General features: G+C 68.8%; 19 protein-coding genes. 6 read left to right on the top strand and 13 right to left on the bottom strand.

Translation table 11 applies throughout. The annotated features are described in order from the left end of the window. Window positions 1–72 precede the first annotated feature (72 nt). The 6 genes from ACUDP5_RS23670 to urtA are packed head-to-tail and all read right to left on the bottom strand — an operon-like array spanning window position 73 to window position 6,081. Window positions 73–471 carry a DUF2946 domain-containing protein gene (locus tag ACUDP5_RS23670; RefSeq protein WP_263915754.1) on the bottom strand — a complete coding sequence of 133 codons (399 nt, stop codon included), beginning with the start codon at window positions 469–471 and terminating at the stop codon, window positions 73–75. A gap of 43 nt (window positions 472–514) precedes the next feature. Next, the gene (gene urtE, locus ACUDP5_RS23665; RefSeq protein WP_263915755.1) at window positions 515–1,213 is read right to left on the bottom strand and encodes an urea ABC transporter ATP-binding subunit UrtE; all 699 of its coding nucleotides are present in this window, start codon (window positions 1,211–1,213) and stop codon (window positions 515–517) included. Between the two features lies 1 nt (window position 1,214). After that, on the bottom strand, window positions 1,215–2,054 hold the full coding sequence (gene urtD / locus ACUDP5_RS23660; protein WP_263915756.1) for an urea ABC transporter ATP-binding protein UrtD: 840 nt from the start codon (window positions 2,052–2,054) through the stop codon (window positions 1,215–1,217). Beyond that, complete coding sequence (gene urtC / locus ACUDP5_RS23655) at window positions 2,051–3,178, bottom strand: urea ABC transporter permease subunit UrtC (protein WP_445657337.1); 1,128 nt, start codon at window positions 3,176–3,178, stop codon at window positions 2,051–2,053. Before urtC ends, urtD begins: the two co-directional genes overlap by 4 nt. Beyond that, window positions 3,175–4,806 carry an urea ABC transporter permease subunit UrtB gene (urtB, locus tag ACUDP5_RS23650; RefSeq protein ID WP_263915758.1) on the bottom strand — a complete coding sequence of 544 codons (1,632 nt, stop codon included), beginning with the start codon at window positions 4,804–4,806 and terminating at the stop codon, window positions 3,175–3,177. Before urtB ends, urtC begins: the two co-directional genes overlap by 4 nt. Before the next feature lie 21 nt (window positions 4,807–4,827). Further along, on the bottom strand, window positions 4,828–6,081 hold the full coding sequence (gene urtA / locus ACUDP5_RS23645; RefSeq protein ID WP_445657336.1) for an urea ABC transporter substrate-binding protein: 1,254 nt from the start codon (window positions 6,079–6,081) through the stop codon (window positions 4,828–4,830). Between the two features lie 358 nt (window positions 6,082–6,439). Here urtA and atzF point away from each other — a divergent pair, with 358 nt between their 5' ends. The 4 genes from atzF to ACUDP5_RS23625 all read left to right on the top strand — a co-directional run bounded on the left by atzF (window position 6,440) and on the right by ACUDP5_RS23625 (window position 13,632). Continuing rightward, window positions 6,440–8,275 carry an allophanate hydrolase gene (atzF, locus tag ACUDP5_RS23640; protein ID WP_445657335.1) on the top strand — a complete coding sequence of 612 codons (1,836 nt, stop codon included), beginning with the start codon at window positions 6,440–6,442 and terminating at the stop codon, window positions 8,273–8,275. Between the two features lie 27 nt (window positions 8,276–8,302). Beyond that, window positions 8,303–11,938 (top strand): urea carboxylase, encoded by a 3,636-nt coding sequence (gene uca / locus ACUDP5_RS23635; RefSeq protein WP_445657334.1) that lies wholly within the window; start codon window positions 8,303–8,305, stop codon window positions 11,936–11,938. A 2-nt stretch (window positions 11,939–11,940) separates the two neighbouring features. Next, entirely contained in the window at window positions 11,941–12,657 is a 717-nt protein-coding gene (locus tag ACUDP5_RS23630) for a GntR family transcriptional regulator (protein ID WP_263915762.1), read from the top strand. Between the two features lie 408 nt (window positions 12,658–13,065). Further along, on the top strand, window positions 13,066–13,632 hold the full coding sequence (locus ACUDP5_RS23625) for a hypothetical protein (RefSeq protein WP_445657333.1): 567 nt from the start codon (window positions 13,066–13,068) through the stop codon (window positions 13,630–13,632). Between the two features lie 19 nt (window positions 13,633–13,651). On the opposite strand, the gene ACUDP5_RS23620 is transcribed toward ACUDP5_RS23625, so the two are convergent. From ACUDP5_RS23620 to ACUDP5_RS23600, 5 genes are all read right to left on the bottom strand, one after another. Next, window positions 13,652–14,467: an anti-sigma factor gene (locus tag ACUDP5_RS23620; RefSeq protein ID WP_263911228.1), complete on the bottom strand. Its 816-nt coding sequence runs from the start codon at window positions 14,465–14,467 to the stop codon at window positions 13,652–13,654. A gap of 1 nt (window position 14,468) precedes the next feature. Beyond that, window positions 14,469–14,981, bottom strand: coding sequence for an RNA polymerase sigma factor (locus ACUDP5_RS23615; protein ID WP_263911229.1), 513 nt, complete (start codon window positions 14,979–14,981; stop codon window positions 14,469–14,471). A gap of 31 nt (window positions 14,982–15,012) precedes the next feature. Then, the gene (locus tag ACUDP5_RS23610; RefSeq protein ID WP_263911230.1) at window positions 15,013–15,381 is read right to left on the bottom strand and encodes a COG4315 family predicted lipoprotein; all 369 of its coding nucleotides are present in this window, start codon (window positions 15,379–15,381) and stop codon (window positions 15,013–15,015) included. Window positions 15,382–15,480: 99 nt separating this feature from the next. Further along, complete coding sequence (locus tag ACUDP5_RS23605) at window positions 15,481–15,942, bottom strand: GNAT family N-acetyltransferase (protein ID WP_445657332.1); 462 nt, start codon at window positions 15,940–15,942, stop codon at window positions 15,481–15,483. Continuing rightward, the gene (locus ACUDP5_RS23600; protein ID WP_263911232.1) at window positions 15,939–16,877 is read right to left on the bottom strand and encodes a LysR family transcriptional regulator; all 939 of its coding nucleotides are present in this window, start codon (window positions 16,875–16,877) and stop codon (window positions 15,939–15,941) included. The genes ACUDP5_RS23605 and ACUDP5_RS23600 overlap by 4 nt, the downstream gene beginning before the upstream one ends. A gap of 61 nt (window positions 16,878–16,938) precedes the next feature. On the opposite strand from ACUDP5_RS23600, the gene ACUDP5_RS23595 reads away from it, so the two are divergent. Further along, window positions 16,939–18,081: a 4-oxalomesaconate tautomerase gene (locus ACUDP5_RS23595; protein ID WP_263911233.1), complete on the top strand. Its 1,143-nt coding sequence runs from the start codon at window positions 16,939–16,941 to the stop codon at window positions 18,079–18,081. Window positions 18,082–18,230: 149 nt separating this feature from the next. Then, window positions 18,231–19,202, top strand: a complete 972-nt coding sequence (locus ACUDP5_RS23590; RefSeq protein ID WP_263911234.1) for a tripartite tricarboxylate transporter substrate binding protein — start codon at window positions 18,231–18,233, stop codon at window positions 19,200–19,202. 75 nt (window positions 19,203–19,277) lie between these two features. Here the strand turns inward: ACUDP5_RS23590 and ACUDP5_RS23585 are convergent, their stop codons facing one another. Both ACUDP5_RS23585 and ACUDP5_RS23580 read right to left on the bottom strand, forming a co-directional pair. Next, window positions 19,278–20,648 (bottom strand): DUF1501 domain-containing protein, encoded by a 1,371-nt coding sequence (locus tag ACUDP5_RS23585; protein WP_445657331.1) that lies wholly within the window; start codon window positions 20,646–20,648, stop codon window positions 19,278–19,280. 66 nt (window positions 20,649–20,714) lie between these two features. Continuing rightward, window positions 20,715–22,286, bottom strand: coding sequence for a DUF1800 domain-containing protein (locus ACUDP5_RS23580; protein WP_445657330.1), 1,572 nt, complete (start codon window positions 22,284–22,286; stop codon window positions 20,715–20,717). Window positions 22,287–22,310: the final 24 nt, after the last annotated feature.

The following is a 22,310-nucleotide window of genomic DNA, read 5'->3' as shown; positions in this document are numbered from 1 at the left end:
GCCGGCGGGGGGCTCAAGCGCAATGCGGCGCGGCGGCTGCCCGAGAACCGGGCGGGCCGCCTGCGCGCGGACTCAAGCGGCGGGCGGGGCGCGCGGCTGGGCCGCGCTCCAGGCGTAGAGGGGATGCGAGGCGCGGTAGAACAGCGCCGGATAGCTGACCCGGCCGGGCGGGGCCCGCAGGACGAGCAGCGGCGCGGGCAGGATGCCGATGTCGGCCTGGGGGTTGCGGCAGAACGGGCAGTGGGTGCTGTCGCCGTGGTGCGCCGCGTGGTCGGCGGGGGTGTCGTCGCCCTGCACGTCGATGGTCAGCGACGACTTGCCTTCAGGGGCGCAGTAGTCGACGGTGACCTGGCGGCTGGCGCCGCCCGCGGCATGGCTGCCGTGCGCCAACGACGGAACCAGGGACGCCCACAGGATCGCGACAAGGGCGATCCAGGCGTAGCCGCGGTTCAGGAAGTGGGCAAGGTGCATAACGGCGCATTATATCCAGGCTCCGTTGGCACTAAAAGGCGCCTCAGACGGAAAGGTGGCGCCGCACGTCCTCGCCGTCGATGGCCGCCCGGTCGCCGCTGGCCACCACTTCGCCGCGCGACAGCACCACGAAGCGGTCGGCCAGCTCGCGGGCAAAATCGAAATACTGTTCGCACAGCAGGATGGCGATGTCGCCGCGCTGGCGCAGCATGTGGATCACCCGGGCGATGTCCTTGATGATCGACGGCTGGATGCCTTCGGTGGGTTCGTCCAGGATGATGAGCTTGGGTTCGGCCACCAGTGCGCGGGCGATCGCCAGCTGCTGCTGCTGCCCGCCCGACAGGTCGCCGCCGCGTCGCGCCAGCATGCTTTTCAGCACCGGAAACAGCTCGAATACTTCTTCCTTGATGCGCCGCGCGCGCGCGGCGGGCTTGGTGGCCATGCCCATCAGGATGTTCTCTTCGACGGTGAGCCGGGCGAAGATGTCGCGCCCTTGCGGCACGTAGGCCATGCCGCGGGCGGCGCGCTGGTGCGGCGCCAGCCGGGTGATGTCGGCGCCGTCGAAGGCGATGGCGCCACGGGCCACGGGCAGCACGCCCATCACGCACTTGAGCAGCGTGGTCTTGCCCACGCCGTTGCGCCCCAGCAGCGCCAGGCATTCACCCTGGTTCACCGCCAGCGAGACGCCGCGCAAGGTGTGGCTGCCGCCGTAGTACTGGTCGATGGTGGTTACGTTCAACATATCAGCGCCCCAGATAGACTTCGATCACGCGCGGGTCGGCCTGCACTTTCGCCATGGGCCCTTCGGCCAGCACCGAGCCTTCGTGCAGCACCGTCACCTTGCCGTCGCCGGCGATCTGGTTGACGAAGTCCATGTCGTGTTCGACCACCATCAGCGAATGGCGGCCGCGCAGCTCGTTGAGCAGTTCGCCGGTGCGTTCGGTTTCGGCATCGGTCATGCCGGCCACCGGTTCGTCCAGCAGCAGCAACTGCGGTTCCTGCATCAGCAACATGCCGATCTCCAGCCATTGCTTCTGGCCATGCGACAGCAGGCCGGCGGGCCGGAAGGCCTCGGGCCGCAGGCGGATCAGGTCCAGCGTCTCGCCGATCCTGTCGGCCTGCGCCCCGGTCAGGCGCGAGAACAGCGTGGGCCGCACGCGCTTGTCGGTCTTCATCGCCAGTTCCAGGTTCTCGAACACGCTGTGCTGTTCGAACACCGTGGGCCGCTGGAACTTGCGGCCGATGCCGGCGTGGGCGATCTGCGCTTCGGTCAGCTGGGTCAGGTCGATGCTCTGGCCGAAAAAGGCGGTGCCGGCGGTGGGGCGGGTCTTGCCGGTGATGACGTCCATCATGGTGGTCTTGCCTGCGCCGTTGGGACCGATGATGCAGCGCAGCTCGCCCACGCCGATGTCCAGCGTCAGGTCATTGAGCGCCTTGAAGCCGTCGAAGCTGACGGTGATGCCTTCCAGGTACAGGATGGCGCCGTGGCTGGTGTCCAGGCCCTTGGGGCTGACGCGGCCGTAGCCGGCGTCGCCGCTGGGGCCGCCGTCCAGCATGGCGGTTTCGGAATGCGTGCTGGTCATGCGCGTCGCTCCTGGTAGCGGGTGGCCAGGCGGCGCGCCAGGCCGACGATGCCGGTGGGCAGGAACAGGGTCACCAGGACGAAGATCAGGCCCAGCGCGTACAGCCAGAATTCGGGCAGCACGCTGGTGAACCAGGTCTTCAGGCCGTTGACCACGCCCGCGCCGAGGATGGGGCCGATCAGCGTGCCGCGTCCGCCGGTGGCGACCCAGATCACCATTTCGATCGAGTTCTCGGTGGACATTTCGCTGGGGTTGATGATGCCGACCTGCGGCACGTACAAGGCGCCTGCGATGCCGCACAGCACGGCCGACAGCGTCCACACGAACAGCTTGAAGCCCAGCGGGTCGTAGCCGATGAAGCGCAGCCGGCTTTCGGCATCGCGCACCGCGGTCAGCACGCGGCCCAGCTTGGACTGCGTCACGGCGCGCGCCAGCACCAGGGCCGCGGCCAGCGCCGCCAGCGTGATCCAGTACAGCGCCGCGCGGGTGCCGGGCGCCGTGATGTCGAAACCCAGGATGCGCTTGAAGTCGGTAAAGCCGTTGTTGCCGCCAAAGCCCGTGTCGTTGCGAAAGAACAGCAGCATGGCCGCAAACGTCAGCGCCTGCGTGATGATCGAGAAGTACACGCCCTTGATGCGCGAGCGGAACGCGAAGTAGCCGAACACGAAGGCCAGCACGCCCGGCACCAGCACCACCAGCAGCATGGCGTAGCCGAAGTGATCGGTGAAGGCCCAGTACCAGGGGTAGTCCTTCCAGTCCAGGAACACCATGAAGTCCGGCAGGCGGCTCTGGTAGACGCCGTCGCTGCCGATGGCGCGCATCAGGTACATGCCGTGGGCATAGCCGCCCAGCGCGAAGAACAGGCCGTGGCCCAGCGACAGGATGCCGGCGTAGCCCCACACCAGGTCCAGCGCCAGGGCGGCCATGGCATAGCACATGAACTTGCCCAGGAGGGCCACGGCATAGGCCGAGACGTGCAGCGGATGGCCGGCGGGAAAGACCAGGTTCAAGAGCGGCAGCAGCGCCAGCACCAGCGTGGCGGCGGCCAGGGCGATCCAGGCGCGGCCGCTGTACAGCGGACGACGCGCCTGCAAGGTCAGGTCGGTCAGGGCGGTCTGTTTCATTCGACGCTCCGGCCGCGCGGGGCGAACAGGCCTTGCGGCCGCTTCTGTACGAAAAGCACGATGAGCACCAGGATGGTGATCTTGGCCATGACCGCTCCCGCGTAAGGCTCCAGGAATTTGTTCACGCCGCCCAGGCCCAGCGCCGCGATGACGGTGCCGGCCAGCTGGCCCACGCCGCCCAGCACCACCACCATGAAGGAATCGACGATGTAGCCGCGGCCCAGGTCCGGGCCCACGTTGCCCAGCTGCGACAGCGCCACGCCCGCCAGCCCGGCGATGCCGGACCCCAGGCCGAACGCCAGCATGTCGACGCGGCCGGTGGGCACGCCCACGCAATCGGCCATGCGACGGTTCTGCGTGATGGCGCGCACGAACAGGCCCAGCCGGGTGTGGTTCAAGAGCGCCCACACCAGGAACACCACGAACAGCGCAAAGCCGATGATGACCAGTCGGTTGTAGGTCAGCACCAGCCCGCCCAGCACGGTGATGCCGCCGGACATCCAGCTGGGGTTGCCCACTTCCACGTTCTGCGCGCCGAACAGCGTGCGCACGCCTTGCATCAGCATCAGGCTGATACCCCAGGTGGCCAGCAGGGTTTCCAGCGGCCGGCCATACAGCCAGCGGATCACGGTGCGTTCCAGCGCCATGCCCACCAGCGCGGTGATCAGGAAGGCCAGCGGCAGCGCCGCGGCCACGTACCAGTCCAGCCAGCCCGGCAGCCAGGCGCGAAACGCCGTCTGCACCAGGTAGGTGACGTAGGCGCCGATCATCAGCAGTTCGCCGTGCGCCATGTTGATGACGCCCATCAGCCCGAAGGTGATGGCCAGGCCCAGCGCCGCCAGCAGCAGCACGCTGCCCAGGCTGAGGCCGTAAAAGAGGTTGCCGGCCCATTCGATGGTGGCCAGGTGCCGGTCGATGCGCTTGATCGCATTGGCCGCGGCCTCGCGTACGCTGGCATCGGGTTCGGTGTAGACGCCGTCCTGCTGCTGTGTCAGCGCGGCCAGCGTGGGGCGAAAGGCCGCGCTGTCGGTGCGGCCCAGCAGGTCGACCGCGTGACGCCGCACAGCGGGGTCGGCGCTCTTGAGTTCAAGATTGGCTTGCGCGATTTCCAGTGCGCCGCGCACGGCTTCGTTCTTTTCGGCGGCCAGGGCCTTTTCCACCAGCGGCAGGCGGGCCGGGTCGCCGGTCTGTTGCAGGCGGCGGGCCGCGGCCAGCCGTTCCTGCGGGTTGTCGGAAAACAGTCGGGATCCGGCCAGCGCCGCCTCGATGGCGCGGCGCAGCCGGTTGTTGATGCCGATGGTGGCGGCGCCCGCAGGCAGCTCGGTCGTCGCTCCGGTCGCCGCATCGGTGGCCGGGCCTTTGCCGCCGCCGATCAGCACGCGGCCATCGGGCAGCGCATACAGCTGGTCGCTGCCCAGCGCTTGCAGCACGGCGGCCGCGCCCGGGTCGGGCAACTGCCCCAGGGCGGCAATCGCCTGCAACTTGGCGTCGGTGTCGTCGCCGGCCAGGGGGGCCAGCAGCGCCGGATCCACGCCGGGCGCCGCCGCGTGAGCGGACAGCGCCGGCGCGGCCAGCAGCCATGCAAGCAGGAAATGACGCAGGAATTTCGCGATAGCCGCATTCAGCATGGCTGCGTGTCCGGTTCCGGTTTAAAGGCCTTGCTTGCTTTCGTTGCCCGGGATGTACGGGCTCCAGGGTTGCGCGCGGATCGGGCCCTTGCTCTTCCACACCACGTTGAATTGACCGTCCGCCTTGATCTCGCCGATGTAGACCGGCTTGTGCAGGTGGTGGTTGGTCTTGTCCATTTCGATCTTGAAGCCGCTGGGCGAATTGAACGTCTGGCCGCCCATGGCCGCGATCACCTTGTCGACGTCGGTGGTCTTGGCCTGCTCGACGGCCTGCTTCCACATGTAGATGCCGATGTAGGTCGCTTCCATCGGGTCGTTGGTGACGACCGTGTTGGCGTTGGGCAGGTTCTTGGCCTTGGCGTAGGCCTGCCACTTCTTGATGAAGGCTTCGTTGACCGGGTTCTTGATCGATTCGAAGTAGTTCCAGGCGGCCAGGTGGCCCACCAGGGGCTTGGTGTCCACGCCACGCAGTTCTTCCTCACCCACCGAGAACGCCACCACCGGCACGTCGGTGGCCTTCAGGCCGGCGTTGCCCAGTTCCTTGTAGAACGGCACGTTCGAATCGCCGTTGATGGTGGAGATGACGGCGGTCTTGCCGCCCGCGGCGAACTTCTTGATGTTGGCCACGATGGTCTGGTAGTCGGAATGGCCGAACGGGGTGTAGACCTCGTCGATGTCGCTGTCTTTGATGCCCTTGGAATGCAGGAAGGCGCGCAGGATCTTGTTGGTGGTGCGCGGGTAGACGTAGTCGGTGCCCAGCAGCACGAAGCGCTTGGCGCCGCCGCCGTCTTCGCTCATCAGGTATTCCACCGCCGGGATGGCCTGCTGGTTGGGCGCGGCGCCGGTGTAGAACACGTTCTTTTCCAGCTCTTCGCCTTCGTATTGCACCGGATAGAACAACAGGCCGTTCAGTTCCTTGAACACCGGCAGCACCGATTTACGCGACACCGAGGTCCAGCAGCCGAACACCGCCGCCACCTTGTCCTGCGCCAGCAGCTGGCGCGACTTCTCGGCGAACAGCGGCCAGTTCGACGCGGGGTCGACCACCACGGCTTCCAGCTTCTTGCCCATCACGCCGCCATTGGCGTTGATTTCATCGATGGTCATCAGGGCCACGTCCTTGAGCGACGTTTCCGAGATGGCCATGGTGCCCGACAGCGAATGCAGGATGCCGACCTTGATGGTGTCTTCGGCGGCGTACAGCTGCGGCATCCAACCGGACAGGGCCAACAGGCTCATGGCGGTCAGTTGCTTAAGGACTAGTCTGCGTTTCATGGTGACTCCTGAGGAGGAAGAAGCCGGCGGCGCCGGCGGCATGGGCGTGACCAGGACTTCAAAGCAAAAGCCGTGCCAACCGATCTGCCAGGCGGCGGTGCTGTAGTAAGGGGAAGGGTTTTCGATGACGCCGTGGCGGTCGACGGCGGCTGCGCGTGCGGACCAATCTGGTGCCGCATGCACAAGATCGGTGCGCGGCTTGCCCGTTGCGGGTGCGCACGCCAGGCGCCGCGTGGCGGGGGGTTCGAGGCATCCCGGTGGGCAATGCCGGGCGCCAGAGGGAAGTGCGCGGCGCGCGGCCAACATGGCACGCGTATTGCTTGGGTATCCGTACTTGTATACAAGAAAGGATTCCAGCATGAATGCCGTAGCAACGCCGCAGGGCCCCACGACCGGTTGGACGATCGCGCAATGGCTGTCTGCCTATCGCGAGGGCGGGGCCACCCCGGACGCGCTGTTGACGCCGCTGGCCGAGACGCCGGCCACGCCCGCCGACAACACCTGGATCACGCGGGTCAGCCCCGCCGTGTTGGCGCGCCAGCTTGACGACCTGCGCCTGCTGCTTGCGGCGGCGGGCGGCGACGTGACGCGGCTGCCGCTGTATGGCGTGCCGTTCGCCATCAAGGACAACATCGATGCGGCCGGCTGGCCCACCACGGCGGCCTGCCCCGAATTCGCCTACACGCCTGACGAAGACGCGACGGTGGTGCGGCGCCTGCGCGCGGCCGGCGCGATTCTGGTGGGCAAGACCAACCTGGACCAGTTCGCCACGGGCCTGGTCGGCACCCGCTCGCCGCACGGCGCGGTGGCCAACGCTTTCAATCCTGACTACATCAGCGGCGGCTCCAGCTCGGGCTCGGCCTCGGTGGTGGCGCGCGGCCTGGTGGCGTTTTCGCTGGGCACCGACACGGCCGGGTCCGGGCGCGTGCCCGCGGGTTTCAACAATATCGTCGGTCTCAAGCCCACCAAGGGCTGGCTGAGCACGGCGGGCGTGGTGCCCGCCTGCCGCACGCAGGATTGCGTGTCGATCTTCGCGCTGACGGTGGACGACGCCGAACAGGTGGCCGGCATCGCGGGCGGCTACGACGAACATGATGCCTATTCGCGGGCGCAGCCGGCGGGCGCCGCCGCGCCGTGGCCGAAGGTGCCGCGCCTGGCCATTCCCGACCGCCTGGAGTTCTTCGGCGATGCGCAAGCGGCCGAGGCCTTCGAGGCTGCGCTGCAAGCCTTGAAGGCAAGCGGCGCGCAGGTCGAGACCATCGACTTCGCGCCCTACGCCGAACTGGCCGCGCTGCTGTACCAGGGCCCGTGGGTGGCCGAACGCTTCGCCGCGGTCGAGTCCCTGTGGCAAGAGCACCCCGCCGCGATCCACCCGGTGGTGCGCGGCATCGTCGAAGGCGCGGCGAACTACAGCGCGCTGGATGCCTTCAAGGCCGAATACCGCCGCGCCGAACTGACGCGCCAGATCCAGCTGTCGCTGCAGGGCTTCGACGCATTGGTGGTGCCGACGTCGCCGTCCATCTACACCATTGCGCAGTTGCAGGCCGACCCGGTCCGCCTCAATTCGCAGCTGGGCGTGTACACCAACTTTGCCAACCTGGCCGACCTGTCGGCGCTGGCGCTGCCGGCGGGCATGCGCGCCGATGGCCTGCCGGCGGGCATCACCGTGATTGGCCTGGCCTGGCAGGACCGCGCGCTGGCGCAGTTCGGCCGCCAATGGCAGGCCCAGCGCGGGCTGCCGCTGGGCGCCACGGGCCGGCCCTTGCCGACGCTGGCGCCCCAGCCGGCGGACCCGAACACCTTGCGCGTGGCCGTGGTGGGCGCCCACCTCACGGGCATGCCGCTGAACCATCAATTGACGTCCCGCCGCGCCGTGCTGGTGGAAAAGACCCGCACCGCCGCCGATTACCGGCTGTATGCGCTGGCCAACACCACGCCACCCAAGCCCGGATTGGTGAAGTCCGACAGCGGCGCGCCGATCGAGGTCGAGCTGTGGGACATCCCCGTGGCCGCCTTTGGCGCCTTCGTGGCCGAGATTCCCGCGCCGCTGGGCATCGGCACGCTGGAGCTGCATGACGGCCGCCTGGTCAAGGGCTTCATCTGCGAGCCGCGCGGCCTGGCCGGCGCTCGCGACATCACCGACTTCGGCGGCTGGCGCGCGTATCTCGCCAGCCTGAACGCCACCCCCCGTTAATCCAAGACCGCCCCTGGGAGCCGCCCCGTGTTCGATACCGTCCTGATCGCCAACCGCGGAGAAATCGCCGTCCGCGCCATTCGTACCCTGAAACGCCTGGGCATCCGCAGCGTTGCCGTGTATTCCGATCCCGACCGCAACGCGGCGCACGTCAAGGAAGCCGACGTGGCCGTGGCGCTGGGCGGCGAGAAAGCCGCCGACAGCTACCTGCGCATGGACCTGCTGCTGGACGCGGCCCTTGCGCACGGCGCGCAGGCCATCTACCCCGGCTACGGTTTCCTGTCGGAAAGCGCCGAATTCGCCGAGGCCTGCGAAGCGGCAGGCATTGCATTCGTGGGCCCCACGCCGCTGCAGATCCGCGAGTTCGGCCTGAAGCACCGCTCGCGCGAACTGGCGGCCGAAGCCGGCGTGCCGATGACGCCGGGCACGGGCCTGCTGGCCAGCCTGGGCGAAGCGCTGTCGCAGGCCGAGCGCATCGGCTACCCGGTGATGCTCAAGAGCACCGCGGGCGGCGGCGGCATCGGGCTGTCGCGCTGCGAGAACGAGGCTGAACTGACGGTGGCGTTCGACAGCGTGCAGCGCATGGGCGAACACTTCTTTCGCGACGGCGGGGCGTTCATCGAGCGCTATGTGGACAATGCGCGCCACGTTGAAGTGCAGATCTTCGGCGACGGCGCGGGCCGCGTCGTGGCGCTGGGCGAACGCGACTGCTCGGTGCAGCGGCGCAACCAGAAAGTGATCGAGGAAACCCCCGCGCCGCTGTTGCCGGCCGCGACCCGTGCGGCGCTGCTGGATGCGGCGGTGAAACTGGGCGAGTCGGTGGCGTACCGGTCTGCCGGCACGGTGGAATTCATCTACGACCCGGCGCGCGACAGCTTCTATTTCCTGGAGGTCAATACGCGCCTGCAGGTCGAGCACCCGGTGACCGAGGCGGTGACCGGGCTGGACCTGGTGGAATGCATGCTGCGCGTGGCGGCGGGCGAGCCGCTGGATTTCGACGCCATGACGCGGGCCCCGCAGGGGGCGGCCATCGAGGTGCGCCTGTACGCCGAAGACCCGCTGCGCGGGTTCCAGCCGTCGCCCGGCGTGTTGACGGACGTGTATTTCCCGGACGGCGTGCGGCTGGACGGCTGGGTGGCCACCGGCACCGAGGTGCCGGCGTTCTACGACCCGATGCTGGCCAAGCTGATCGTGCATGCCGATACGCGCGAAGCGGCGCTGGACAAGCTGGCCGACGCGCTGGCCCATACGCGCCTGCATGGCATCGCGACCAATCTGGATTACCTGCGCCAGATCGTGGCGGATGCGCGTTTCCGCGCGGCGCAATTGTCGACCCGTTTCCTGGACAGCTTTGCCTACCGGCCGGCCGCCATCGAAGTGCTGGAAGCCGGCACCTACACCAGCGTGCAGGACTATCCGGGCCGTACCGGCTACTGGAACATCGGCGTGCCGCCGTCGGGCCCGATGGACGACTACGCGTTCCGCCTGGCCAACCGCATCGTGGGCAATGCGCCGGATGCGGCCGGCATCGAGGCCACGCTGGTCGGCCCGACGCTGCGCTTCCATGGCGACGCCCTGATCGCGTTGACCGGCGCCGAGTGCGCCGCCACGCTGGACGGCGAGCCGGTGCCGATGTGGCAGCCGGTGACGGTGCGCTCGGGCCAGGTGCTGGCGACGGGGCGGGCACTGTCCGGCTGCCGCAGCTATCTGGCGGTGCGCAACGGGCTGGACGTGCCGGTATACCTGGGCAGCCGCTCGACCTTTGCGCTGGGCCAGTTCGGCGGCCACGCCGGCCGCACGCTGCGGGTGGGCGACATGCTGCCGGTGGTACAACCCGGGCTGCCGGCGGCGAACGCCACGCCGCCCCTGGCCGCGCCGCAGGCGGCGGCGCCGGAGTTGATTCCGGTCTATGGCAACACTTGGGAAATCGGGGTGCTTTATGGTCCGCATGGCGCGCCGGATTTCTTCCGGCCCGAAGCCATCGAGGCCTTCTTCGCCGCCGATTGGGAAGTGCACTACAACTCGAACCGGCTGGGCGTGCGCCTGACGGGCCCCAGGCCGACCTGGGCGCGCGAGAACGGCGGCGAGGCCGGCCTGCATCCGTCCAACATCCACGATTGCGAATACGCCATCGGCAGCATCAACTTCACGGGCGACAGCCCCGTGATCCTGACGCGCGACGGCCCCAGCCTGGGCGGCTTCGTCTGCCCCGCCACGATCGCGCGCGCCGAACTGTGGAAGGTGGGGCAGGTCAAGCCGGGCGACCGCATCCGCTTCGTGCGCATCGATTACGCCGACGCGGTGGCGCGGGAAGCGGCGCAGGACCAGAGCGTAGAGACGCTGGGCGTGGTGACGCCGCAGGCCACGACGCCTGTTGCCGTGCCGCAGACGGCATCCGAGACCATCGTGGCGGCCTTGCCGGCCGAGGGGACGCGGCCATCGGTGTCGTACCGCCAGGCGGGGGATGGCTATCTGCTGCTGGAGTACGGCGACAACGTGCTGGACCTGGCGCTGCGCATGCGCATCCACCTGCTGATGGAAGCGCTGGCGGCCCGGCCGATCGATGGCGTGGAAGAACTGTCGCCGGGGGTGCGCTCGCTGCAGATCCGCTACGAGAGTCGGGTGATCCGGCAGGACGCGCTGATTGCGCGGCTGCTGGAGATCGAGGCCGGCCTGGCCGACGTGGCGACGCTGCAGGTGCCGACGCGGGTGGTGTACCTGCCGATGGCGTTCGAGGATTCGGCGACGCTGGGCGCGGTGCAGCGCTATCAGGAAACGGTGCGCGCCAGCGCGCCGTGGCTGCCGAACAATGTGGATTTCATCCAGCGGATCAACGGGCTGGCCAGCCGCGAGGACGTGCGGCGCATCGTGTTCGACGCGAGCTACCTGATCATGGGGCTGGGCGACGTGTACCTGGGCGCGCCGTGCGCGGTGCCGATCGATCCGCGCCACCGGCTGCTGACGTCGAAGTACAACCCGGCCCGCACGTTCACGGCGGAAGGCACGGTGGGCATCGGCGGGGTGTACATGTGCATCTACGGAATGGACTCGCCAGGGGGCTATCAGTTGGTAGGCCGCACGCTGCCGATCTGGAACAAGTTCCTGAAGAATCCGGTGTTCCAGGACGGCAAGCCGTGGCTGCTGCGCTTTTTCGATCAGGTGCGCTTCTATCCGGTGAGCGAGGCCGAGCTGGATACGCTGCGCGAGGATTTCCGCGAGGGGCGTGCGACGGTACGCATCGAGGAAGAGATGTTCGATTTCGCGGCGCACCAGCGCTTCCTGGCGGAACAGGCGGACAGCATCGCGGTGTTCCAGGCGCGCCAGAAGACGGCGTTCGATGCCGAGGTGGCGCTCTGGAAGACCGAGGACGTGGCGGCGGCGCCGGTCGAGGCCGAGCCTGAACCGGAGACGGCGCTGCGCGAGGGCGAGCGGCTGGTCAGTGCGGACATGTGCGGCAATATCTGGAAGATCCCGGTGCAGGTGGGCCAGAGCGTGTCGGCGGGCGATACGCTGGTGGTGGTCGAGGCGATGAAGATGGAACTGTCGGTGATTGCGCCGGCGTCGGGCACGGTGACGGCGATCCGTTGCGTGCCGGGCAAGCCGGTGAACGCGGGCGATCCGTTGATCGTGCTGGCGGAAGACGCCACGTGCCCCGTGACCTGACCATGGCGGGCGAATCGGTTCGGATCAGTCCGGCGCTGCGGCAGGCGCCGACGTTGGCGGGGTCGCTGGCGGACCAGGTGTACCAGCGCATCAAGGACGAGCTGTTCGATTTCCAGCTGCTGCCGGGGGACCGTTTCACCGAGGCGGAACTGGCGTTGCGGCTGGGGGTGAGCCGCACGCCGGTGCGGCTGGGGCTGGCGCGGCTGGAGCGGGAAGGCTTTGTGCTGCCCAGCCCGCGCAGCGGCTGGCAGGTGCGGCCGTTCGATTTCGAGCGGTTCGAGGCGCTGTACGACGTGCGGGTGGTGCTGGAGCTGGCGGCGGTGGAACGGCTGTGTGCGCGGGAGCACATGGACGAGAACGGGATGCTGGGGGCGCTGACGGATGTGTGGCTGGTGCCGCCGGCGCAGCGGATTCTGGATGGGCGGTTAGTGGCTGAGCTGGATGAGGCGTTTCATTGCTCTCTGGTCGCGGCGGCGGGGAATCCGGAGATGGCGTTGATCCATCGGGAGGTGACGGAGAAGATCCGGATCGTTCGGCGGCTGGATTTCACGAAGGACTTTCGAGTGGATGCGACGTATGAGGAGCATGGGGCGATTTTGCGGGCGGTGCTGGGGCGGCGGGGGGAGGCGGCGGGGAGGATGTTGCGGGGGCATATTGAGATGAGCAAGGCGGAGGTTCGGAAGATTACGTTGCATATGCTTTTTGAGGCTCGGGGGTGAGTCTTTTTGGTTTGGTGGGTGGGGTTCTTTAGGCGCGCCGGGTTGCGGCGGCCGGGTGGGCGCGGGGCTACGATTGCGGTCCGGAGCCTTCGCTCCGGACTCGCCTAGGCGGCCCCCCCCTTCGTCATCGTCGTCCGCCTTCGGCTCCCTTCCGATTCCCTCGGGCGCATCTACACGCCCCGCGCCCACCCGACCAGCGCAGCCCGGCGCTCTGCTTAGGGCCCGCGACGGGTTTTGGGGAGAGTGTTTGCTGGTGTTTTGCTCAGCGGTGGGGTGGGGCGGTGGGGTGCGGGGCCCGCCGCAATCGGCCGCGCGGGCGGCCTTCTGCGGCTTACGCGGTGGTGGGGCGTTGGGGCGGTGGACGCTGCGCGTGTTGGGGGTGTCTCGCGCTTTTGGTTGGAGCGTGTTATGAATTCGGCCGGGTGGCACTTCGTCGCATTTGCCATGCTCATGCTGTTCTTACGCCGAAACCACGACATGCTTGGTCTTGCCGATGTTCGGATTGACAGCAAATCGATTCTCGACAGGCAGTCCGAACCAATGAAAATTGTTGCAGCAGCGTTGCTAAGCCTTTCGTTCCTGGTGGTGGCTCCCTGCGTCGCGGATACCGACGCGGATCAAGCGGAGCTTCTGGGGACGCTGGCTGGCGGAAGTTGGCGGTCCGGCGATGGGCAGGGCTCGTATCGGGTGATCCTGGAGAACGTGGGCTTCGAGCATGTGAGCTGCCGTGTCTGGATCGAGTGGCTGGGCACTGCGACGTCTGGCAAGAAGTCGCCCGGGCAGCCGGCGCGCCTCGTTGCCAGGGCGCCGTACGACGAAATCTCCAGCGGCTTCTGGTCTTGCGATCCGAAGCAGGTCGGGTTGGCGGGTGCCACGCTGACCATTCACGCTACGCACACTTATTCCGGTGAAAGCCGCAAGTTTTGCGCCGTGCTGGGTGTGCCGGGCGAGTACCGCGATCAGGGCTTGTGTTGAGCCTGTGTTCTGACGCGCGCTAGCCTTGCAGCTGGTCGTAGACCTCTTGCGAGATTCTCTGTAGTTCGTCTCGGCTGACCGCGCCCGACAGGGCGTAGCCGAATGGGCCTTCGGCCCAGTAGAAGACGCGGACGGGGCCTTCCTGGGTGAATTGGAAGGCGGTTTGGCCACCGGTGGCTTCTCGGGTGACGTAGAGGGTCAGGCGTTGGCCGTCTTGGGCGCCGTACATGAAGAGGGCGACGGGGCCGGTGCCGCCGGGGAGCAGGCGGCCGCCGACGAGGTCGTAGCCGGCGTGGGACAGGTTGGGGGCGCGCACGGGGGCGCCCAGGCGCTTGGTGAGCCAGGTGACCAGGGCTTTTTCGTTGTCGCCGCTGACTTCCACGGGGCGGCCCATGTCGGGGGCGTAGACGGCGTGGGCGATGGCGGCGCGTTGGGCGTAGCCGCCGGCCGCGTGGTCGGGGCTGGCGGTGGCCAGGATGGATTGCAGGTGGCGGGCGTCGAGGGCGCCGCGGGTGAGCCAGGCGGCGCTGGCGCTGATGGCGGCGATGGCGATGCCGGCGGCGAGGGCGCGCCAGGGCAGGTGGCGGGCGGGGGGCGCGAGGGGCAGGCGCAGGGGCAGGGGCTCGTCCAGGACGGGGTCGAGCAGGGCGTGCAGGGCGCGGCGCTGGGCCTGCCAGGCGTGGACGCGGGCCAGGTCTTGCGGATGGGAGGCGAGGTAGGCGTCGACTTCGGCGTGGCGGCCGGGCGGCAGCTGGCCGTCGGCGTAGCCGTGCAGGTCGGCCTCGGTGATGGGGTGGCCGGCGGCGGGAACGGGGTGGAGGCGTTTGTCGTTCATGTCATTTCACGCGATGGAGCCGGCCGGCGGGTTCCTGGCCTTGCATCAGGGCGCCGAGCCGTTCGCGGGCACGTGACAGGCGCGACATGACGGTGCCGATGGGCACGCCCAGGACCTGGGCGGTTTCCTGATAGGACAGGTCCTCGACGCAGACGAGCAGCAGCACTTGGCGCTGTTCGGCGGGCAGGCCTTGCAGGCAGCGATCCAGGTCGCGCACCTCCAGGTGATCGGTTTGGGTGGCGCGCACCGGCACGTCGGGCAGCTCGCTGGTGCTGGCGTCGCCGGCTTGCCGGTGGTGGGCGCGCACGCCGTCGATGAAATGGTTATGCATGATGCCGAACATCCAGGCCCGCAGTTCGCCGCGCCGTTGCCAGCGCGAGTAGCGGCTCCAGGCGCGCTCCAGGGTGTCCTGCACCAGGTCGTCGGCCCGGTGGGGGTCGCCCGTCAGCCCGCGGGCGTAACGCCGCAGGCTGGGGATGCAGGCCAGGATCGATGCTTCGTCTTCGGCGCGCATGGTCTGATGCGGAGGGGCGAGGCGATCCGGATCAGGGCTTGATGACGTGCCAGACGTCCTTGAAGTTGTCGCCGGTCTTGTCGCCCGGCTTGGCGTCCTTGGCATACAGATAGATGGGCTTGCCCTTGTAGGCCCATTGCTTGGAACCGTCGTCGCGGGTGATGACGGTGAGGTCGCCCGAGGGCTTGGCATCGGCGGCGGCGGTGACCGGGGGCCAGATCTTGGCGCACTGGTCGTTGCAGGCGCTCTTGCCGCCGGCGTCTTTGTCGAAGGTGTACAGGGTCATGCCGGCGCTGTTGACCAGGACGCCGTCCTGGGTCTTGACGGCCTGGGCGTGGGCGCCGGCCGAGAACAGGGCGGCAGAGGTGAGAACCAGGGCTGCGGCGATTTGATTGCGCATGTCGTGCCTCGCGTAGAAAGGAAAGTGGGGGACTGCCCTCTACAGACGCCGGCCGGGGCGGCGATATTCCACCCGGCGCAAAAAAAATCCTGCGAGGGCTCAGGGGGCCGCCGGGGGCGGACCGGGTTCGTAGCGCATTTCGGTTTCCACGCCGGCCTCCTCGACGGCGCGAAAGCCCAGCGACTCATAGAGCCGCCGGGCGGGGTTGCCCTGCAGGACGGACAGGGTGACGGCGGTGCCTTCCTGGTCGGCCTGGTGCAGCAGGCCGGTCAAGAGTTGCCGGCCCAGGCCCTGGCCTTGGTAGGCCGGGTCGATCTGGATCTGTACGACGCGCCAGCCGTCGGGCTCGCGCAGGGTCTTGAACAGGCCCGCGGGGCGGCCGTGCAGCCAGACGATCTGGGCGCCCTCGAAGCCGTAGCGGATGCGGGCCAGGTGGTGTTCGTCGTCCTGCGGGGCGCCGGCGCGGGCCAGGTGTTCGGTCATGGTGGCGCGGCGCAGCGACAGCAGGAAGGGCAGGTCGTCTTCGGTGGCGGGCTGCAAGGCGAGGGAGTGGGGGCTCATGGGATGGCTTTGGAGGGCTTGGCGGAACCGCGCTTGGCGCTTTTGCCGGTCTGGTGGATCAGGTTATAGAGCTGTTGGGCCGCCGGCGCCAGGGGGCGGCCGCGGCGCGAGATCAGGCCCAGGCTGCGGGTGACGCGCGGATGCTCGAGTTTGACGCCGGCCAGGGTGGCGTGGCCGGCGGGCGGCATGGCCAGCTGGGGCACGGCGGCCACGCCCAGGCCGGCCTCGACCAGGCCCAGGAGGGTCATCACGTGGCTGACCTCGAAGGCGCTGACGGTGCGTTTGCCGCTCTTGGCCAAGGCGTCGTCGATCAAGAGGCGGTTGCCGCTTTCCTTGGCCACGGTCATGAAGCGTTCGCCGGACAGTTCTTCCCAGGACACGCTGCGCCGCGTGGCCAGCGGGTGGTCGCGGCGCACGGCCAGCACGAAGTCTTCGCGCAGCACGGCCTTGAAGTCCACGTCGGGTTCCTGGGTGCCGAAGAAGCTGATGCCGAAGTCGGCGCGGCCGGTGACGACGCTGTTGAGCACGGTGTGGGCGGTTTCGTCGATGATGCGCACGCGGATGCGCGGAAAGCGCTCGGCGTAGTCGTGGATGATGGCGGGCAGGAAGTAGTAGGCCACTGACGGCACGCAGGCCACGGTGACCAGCCCGCCGCGCTGCGCGGCCAGGTCGCCGATGCTGAGCACGGCGCGTTCGAGTTCGTCGATGGCGCCGCGGGCGCGTTCCAGGAAGATGCGGCCTACGTGCGTGAGCGACACGCGGCGGGTGGTGCGTTCCAGCAGGCGGGCGCCGAGCAGGTCTTCCAGTTTTTCGATGCGGCGGCTCAGCGCGGGTTGCGACAGGTTCAGGTCTTCGGCGGCGGCGCGAAAACTGGCGCGTTCGGCCACGGCCACGAAGGCCTGCAATTCCTGTAAATCGAAATTGATGCGTGCCATGCATTAATCCATCCGTAAGTTGCAATTCAAATAATAGCCGCACCGTCGCAGAATGCACCGCATGGAAACGATCATCCCTTGCGTACTGATGCGCGGCGGCACGTCCCGCGGCCCTTTTTTCCTCGCCGACTGGCTGCCCGCCGACCCGGCCGAGCGCGACCGCCTGCTGCTGGCGGCCATGGGCTCGCCCCATGCCTTGCAGGTCGACGGGCTGGGTGGCGGCAACTCGCTGACCAGCAAGGTCGCGATCGTGTCGCGATCGCGTCGGCCGGACTGCGATATCGACTACCTGTTCGCCCAGGTGTCGGTGGACCGCGCCAGCGTCGATACCCGGCCCAACTGCGGCAACATGCTGTCCGGCGCCGCGCCGTTCGCCATCGACGAAGGCCTGATCGCGGCGGCCGATGGCGAGACGTCGGTGCGGGTGCACAACGTGAATACGGGCGCCGTCATCGAGGCGGTGGTGCAGACCCCGGGCGGGCGCCTGACCTACGAGGGCGACGCCCGCATCGACGGCGTGCCGGGTGCGGCCGCACCAGTGCGCCTGAACTTCCTGGATGCCTGGGGCGCGGTCACCGGCCGTCTGTTCCCCACCGGCCAGCGCCAGGAAGTGGTGGACGGCATCGCGGTCACGCTGATCGATGCCGCGATGCCCATGGTGCTGCTGCGCGCCGCTGACTTCGGCTTGCGCGGCGACGAGTCGCCGGCCGAACTGGACGGCAATGCCGCGTTGCTGGCGCGCCTGGAACGTATCCGCCGCGAGGCCGGCGCCCGCATGGGGCTGGGCGACGTGACGGACAGCGTCATCCCCAAGCCGGTGCTGCTGGCTCCGGGCGACGATGCATCGGGTTTGTCGCTGCGTTCGCGCTACTTCACGCCGCACGCCTGCCACCGGGCGCACGCCGCGACGGGTGCGGTGGGCGTGGCCGCCGCCTTCCTGATGCCGGGCACGGTGGCGCACGATTGCGGCGGCCCCGCGCCGCAGCCGGGCTATCGCAGCGTGCGCATCTCGCACCCGTCGGGCGGCATGGACATCGATGTGAAACTGGACGAACGCACGGGCGAGGTCGCGGCCGCCGGGCTGGTGCGCACGGCCCGCAAGATCATGAAGGGCGTGCTGTACCTGCCGCAATTCGTGTCGCAACCGGCCGCAGTGCCGCAGGCGCAGCCCGCGCAAGCGACGCCGCTTGCGGTGGCGGCCTAGCGCGCCAGGGCGATACCCGACATCAGGACCCGGCGTCGCCGCAAGCGGTGGCCGGTTGGCAGAAAAAACAGGGGCCGGCTTGTGCCGGTGCCCATTCAACACTCAGCGGTCCGCAGAGACCGTCCCGACAAATCATCAGGAGACTCGATATGGCATTTCCCACCCGCAGCAGCATGCTTGGCGCCGCCGCGCTGTGCCTGGCCCTGGCCGGCCAGGCTGCCCAGGCGCAATTTCCCGACCGCGCCATCACGATGGTGGTGCCCACCGCCGCCGGCGGCGGCAACGACACCCTGGCCCGCGTGATCGGCCAGAAGATGGGCGAACTGCTGGGCCAGACCGTCATCGTGGTCAACAAGCCCGGCGCGCAGGGCGCCATCGCCGCCGACTACGTGGCACGCCAGCCGGCCGACGGCTACACGCTGATGCTGGGCTACATCGGCACGCACGGCATCAACCCCGCGCTGCAAAAGCTCAACTACGATCCGGTGCGCGATTTCACCGCCATCGGCATGGTGGCCGATTCGCCGACATTGATGGTGGTGAACAGCGGCATCGGCGTGCACGACGTGGCCGGGCTGATCAAGTACGGCCAGGCGCATCCCGATGGCCTGAGCTACGCCTCGGCCGGCCCGGGCACCGCGCCGGCGGTGGCGGGCGAGCTGTTCAACCGCGCCACGGGCGCGGCCATGCTGGAGATTCCGTACAAGGGCTCGGCGCCCGCCATGACCGACACGCTGGCCGGCGTGACGCAGGTGATGTTTCCGAGCCTGTTCAGCGCCTATCCGCACCTGAAGTCCGGCAAGATCGTGGCGCTGGGCGTGGCTGGCGCGCGCCGTGCCAAGGTGCTGCCTGATATGCCGACGCTGGCCGAGCTGGGCGTGCAGGGCGTGGATGTGGCGCAGTGGTATGCCGTGTTCGCCCCGGCCAATGCCAAGCCCGAGGTGGTGGCCAAGCTCAACACGGCCTTGAATGGTGCGCTGCACGACCCGGCCGTGGTCCGCAAGATCGACGAGCAGGGCGCCGAGGTGCGCACCAGCACGCCGGACGAATTGGCGGCGTTCGTGCGTGACGAGGCGGTCAAATGGAAGCGCCTGGCCACGTCGATGCACGCGGCGCTGTAACGCCCGGTGTGCGTGACGGCGCGCCTGGCTGGCGCGCCGTTTGCAAGGGTCGCCATCGCAGCCAGCCCCGTCCTGCTACGTGGCACTGTCAAACAAGGCGGGCGGCGCGGCATCGAAATGTCGCAGGTTCGGAAATACCAGGTTCAGGTCATCCCGGCCCGCGCCGAACCAGCCGCCCAGCGCTGCGCCCAGCTGTTCCACCGCCAGGGTCGGCAGCAGCCGGCCGTTGTCCACGAAGCCGGGGCCGTCCGGTGCGATCTCGGGGTGCGATCCATAGTAGCGGCCGCCCCGCACCGCGCCGCCCAGCACCAGGTGATGCGCGCCCCAGCCGTGGTCCGAGCCATTGCCGTTGGACCCCAGCGTGCGGCCGAATTCCGAGGCGGTAAACGTGGTGACCTGCCGCGCCACGCCCAGCGTTGCCAGCGCGTCCTGGAACACCGCCAGCGCCTGGCCCAGTTCACGCAGCAGGGCCGGGTGGGTGTCGTTCAGCCCGGTGTGGTTGTCATAGCCGTTCTGTGACACGAAAAATACCTGGCGCCGCGCGCCCAGCGCCTGGCGCGCGGCGATGATGCGCGCCACGATCTTCAACTGCTGCGCCAGCGGCGAGCCGAAGTCGCCGGGCACTGCCACGCCGGACAGCGCGGCGCGCAGCCGCGTGTCCGCATCGATCGATTGCGCGGCGATGCGCGACATCTCGCGTTCCATCAGGTGGTCGCGCGGCTGGGTGATCAGCTGGCGCAGCAGCGTGGTACAGGCGCTGGAGCCGTACAGGTCGCGCGTCAGCAGGTCGATGCGCGTGGAGCCGTTCACGCCGACCCGATACCCGGCCACGTGCCGGCCCGCCAGCAGCACGGTGCTGCCGCCGGCCGTGATGCCGGTGAAGCTGCGTTGCGCGTTGAGGCTGGCGTACAGGTCCGTCAGGCGGCCGGCCCAACCCGACGACGCGCCTTCCGGCGCCAGCGCTTGCCAATACGATTGCTGGTCATTGTGCGAAAACAGCTTGGGCGGCAGCGGCACGCGCGCGCCGATGTAGTCGGCCTTGGTCGTGGGCACGACCAGCGGCCCCACGTTCAGCACCAGCGCCATCTCGCCGCGTTCGAACACGGGGGCCAGCGGCGCCAGCGACGGCGCCAGCGCGAACTGGGCGCCGTTGTCCAGCGCCGCCTTGCCGCGCAGCGCGGTGGCCTGCAGCGCGGCGCGGGGCAGGGCGATGTCGCTGCGCGCCGCGGCGTAGGCGCGATAGGCCGCGGCATCAAACGGCACCAGGGTGTTGAAGGGATCGTTGCCGCCATACAGGAACACGCACACCAGCGCCTTGTAGTCGGCGGGCGCGGCCTGCGCCGCGGCCGCGCCCAGCGCGGCCAGGTTCAGCGCCAGCGGCGCGGCGGCATGGCTGGCGCCCAGGGCGCAGGCGCGCAGCAGGAATTCGCGGCGGTCGGGCTTCATGGCTGCTCCAGCGGGTCGGGGCGATCGGACTTCATGGTGGTTCCCGGGATTCGCGGCGGTCGCGCCTCATTTCTGCACCAGGTATTCGGGGCTGGCCGCCACCAGCATGATCGCGGCGCGCACGCGGTCGCGCGGCCGCTCGGGCGGCAGGGTGGCGACCGCCTGGGCGATGGCGTCGGCGGTGGCGCCGCTGAACGCATCGCCGGCCAGCAGCAACGCCACGCGCGCCACCAGCGCAGCGGGGTCCCGGGCCAGCGCGATCTCGGCGGCGTAATCCGTTTGCAGGTCTTCCCAGCCGCGGTCGACGTAGATCGCCAGGAAATTCAGGTAGCCCGCGATGCTGGTTTCGTCGGTGATCTGCAGTTCCGGCGCCACCCGCCCGCGCCGCGCCAGTTCGGTCACCGGCGGGCTGTAGCGCGGCCGGAAGAAGTTGAACACGCTGGCCGAACGCATGGGGCTTTGCGCCAGGCGGATCGTGTTGTCGGTGGTGTCGGGCATGGCCCAGGCGCCGTTGTTGGACGTGGCGCCGAACGCCCGCGCCCAGCCCGAGAAGCGCAGGATCGGCTCGCGTACCTTGCCCCACTCGGGCGCGGCCAGGTCGGGGTGGCGGGCCTCGTCGTCCAGCAGGATCGCCCGCACCACCGCCCGCAGGTTGCCGCGCACGCCATGGCCGTCGTCATTGAACGCCGCGGCCACCCGGCCGACGTAGGCAGGGCTGGGGTTGCTGGTCACCAGCCGCTGGATCAGCTGCGTGCCGATGAACGGCCCCACGTTGGGATGGGCGCTGATCACTTCCATGGCCCGCTGTAGCGACAGATGGCCGTCGGTGCCGGGCGGAATCACCGCGCCCAGAAAACGCTTTTCCGCCAGCGAATGCAGGGCGTTGTTCAAGGCCATCGGCCGGCGATGGAACTGCACGTCGGTCTCGGGGCCGTCCAGGTCCCAGCCGGTGAAGACCTTGGCCAACCCCTGCACGTCGGCGTTGCCGTAGGTTTCCACGGGCGCGCCGTTCACCAACCTGACCGTGCCGTCCGGGTTCAGCTCGACCAGGCCGATGCTGAACAGCTGCATCACTTCGCGGGCGTAGTTTTCGTCGGGGTGGCGGCCAGTCTTGGGATCTTCCTTGCGGTTGCCGCGGTAGGTCAGCATGCAGCCCATCGACAGATTGCGCGTCACCGCGGTCAGCAGGGCCTGGTAGTTGCCCAGCGCGTGCTCGGCCAACAGGTCCATGAACCCGGCAGCGCCGAACAGCGGCCAGTTGGCGGTAATGGACGCCACGCCCACCACGAAAATCTCGGACAGCGCAAAGGCCACCCGCGTGCGCACCTGGTCCTCGGCGCTGATGAACTTGCGCCACAGGGTCGATTCCAGCGGCGCGTTGATGCCGTTGCCCTTGTACGCCTCGGTGTTCTTGCCTTGCTGCAGCAGCCAATCGAAGTGGCTTTGCGATGGCGGCAGGCTCAACTGGGCGTCCAGCCAGGCCGCATAGCCGTCCCGCACCACGACGTCGATCTGGGCGGGCGTCGGGCCGAAGGTCGCCTGCGCCAGGAAACGCGAAGCCTGGCCGGGCGTGGGCCGGGCGGATGAAGTCGGTACGGAGGCGGCGCCCAGCGCCGCTTCGGGCGGCGGCGCGGACATGCAAGAGGCCCCGGGTTCGAATGC

It is taken from the genome of Achromobacter sp. NCFB-sbj8-Ac1-l (assembly GCF_052695805.1).
This window is presented reverse-complemented; position numbering and strand designations above follow the sequence as displayed.

What these genes read in the sequence shown, in the direction of transcription:
- urtC (WP_445657337.1), bottom strand. Translation starts at nt 3,178, where the DNA reads ATGAAACAGACCGCCCTGACCGACCTGACCTTGCAGGCGCGTCGTCCG.
- urtA (WP_445657336.1), bottom strand. Translation starts at nt 6,081, where the DNA reads ATGAAACGCAGACTAGTCCTTAAGCAACTGACCGCCATGAGCCTGTTG.
- ACUDP5_RS23595 (WP_263911233.1), top strand. Translation starts at nt 16,939, where the DNA reads ATGGAAACGATCATCCCTTGCGTACTGATGCGCGGCGGCACGTCCCGC.
- ACUDP5_RS23610 (WP_263911230.1), bottom strand. Translation starts at nt 15,381, where the DNA reads ATGCGCAATCAAATCGCCGCAGCCCTGGTTCTCACCTCTGCCGCCCTG.
- ACUDP5_RS23615 (WP_263911229.1), bottom strand. Translation starts at nt 14,981, where the DNA reads ATGCGCGCCGAAGACGAAGCATCGATCCTGGCCTGCATCCCCAGCCTG.
- ACUDP5_RS23625 (WP_445657333.1), top strand. Translation starts at nt 13,066, where the DNA reads ATGAATTCGGCCGGGTGGCACTTCGTCGCATTTGCCATGCTCATGCTG.
- urtB (WP_263915758.1), bottom strand. Translation starts at nt 4,806, where the DNA reads ATGCTGAATGCGGCTATCGCGAAATTCCTGCGTCATTTCCTGCTTGCA.
- ACUDP5_RS23585 (WP_445657331.1), bottom strand. Translation starts at nt 20,648, where the DNA reads ATGAAGCCCGACCGCCGCGAATTCCTGCTGCGCGCCTGCGCCCTGGGC.
- ACUDP5_RS23600 (WP_263911232.1), bottom strand. Translation starts at nt 16,877, where the DNA reads ATGGCACGCATCAATTTCGATTTACAGGAATTGCAGGCCTTCGTGGCC.
- ACUDP5_RS23605 (WP_445657332.1), bottom strand. Translation starts at nt 15,942, where the DNA reads ATGAGCCCCCACTCCCTCGCCTTGCAGCCCGCCACCGAAGACGACCTG.
- ACUDP5_RS23670 (WP_263915754.1), bottom strand. Translation starts at nt 471, where the DNA reads ATGCACCTTGCCCACTTCCTGAACCGCGGCTACGCCTGGATCGCCCTT.
- ACUDP5_RS23590 (WP_263911234.1), top strand. Translation starts at nt 18,231, where the DNA reads ATGGCATTTCCCACCCGCAGCAGCATGCTTGGCGCCGCCGCGCTGTGC.
- urtD (WP_263915756.1), bottom strand. Translation starts at nt 2,054, where the DNA reads ATGACCAGCACGCATTCCGAAACCGCCATGCTGGACGGCGGCCCCAGC.
- ACUDP5_RS23580 (WP_445657330.1), bottom strand. Translation starts at nt 22,286, where the DNA reads ATGTCCGCGCCGCCGCCCGAAGCGGCGCTGGGCGCCGCCTCCGTACCG.
- ACUDP5_RS23620 (WP_263911228.1), bottom strand. Translation starts at nt 14,467, where the DNA reads ATGAACGACAAACGCCTCCACCCCGTTCCCGCCGCCGGCCACCCCATC.
- urtE (WP_263915755.1), bottom strand. Translation starts at nt 1,213, where the DNA reads ATGTTGAACGTAACCACCATCGACCAGTACTACGGCGGCAGCCACACC.
- atzF (WP_445657335.1), top strand. Translation starts at nt 6,440, where the DNA reads ATGAATGCCGTAGCAACGCCGCAGGGCCCCACGACCGGTTGGACGATC.
- ACUDP5_RS23630 (WP_263915762.1), top strand. Translation starts at nt 11,941, where the DNA reads ATGGCGGGCGAATCGGTTCGGATCAGTCCGGCGCTGCGGCAGGCGCCG.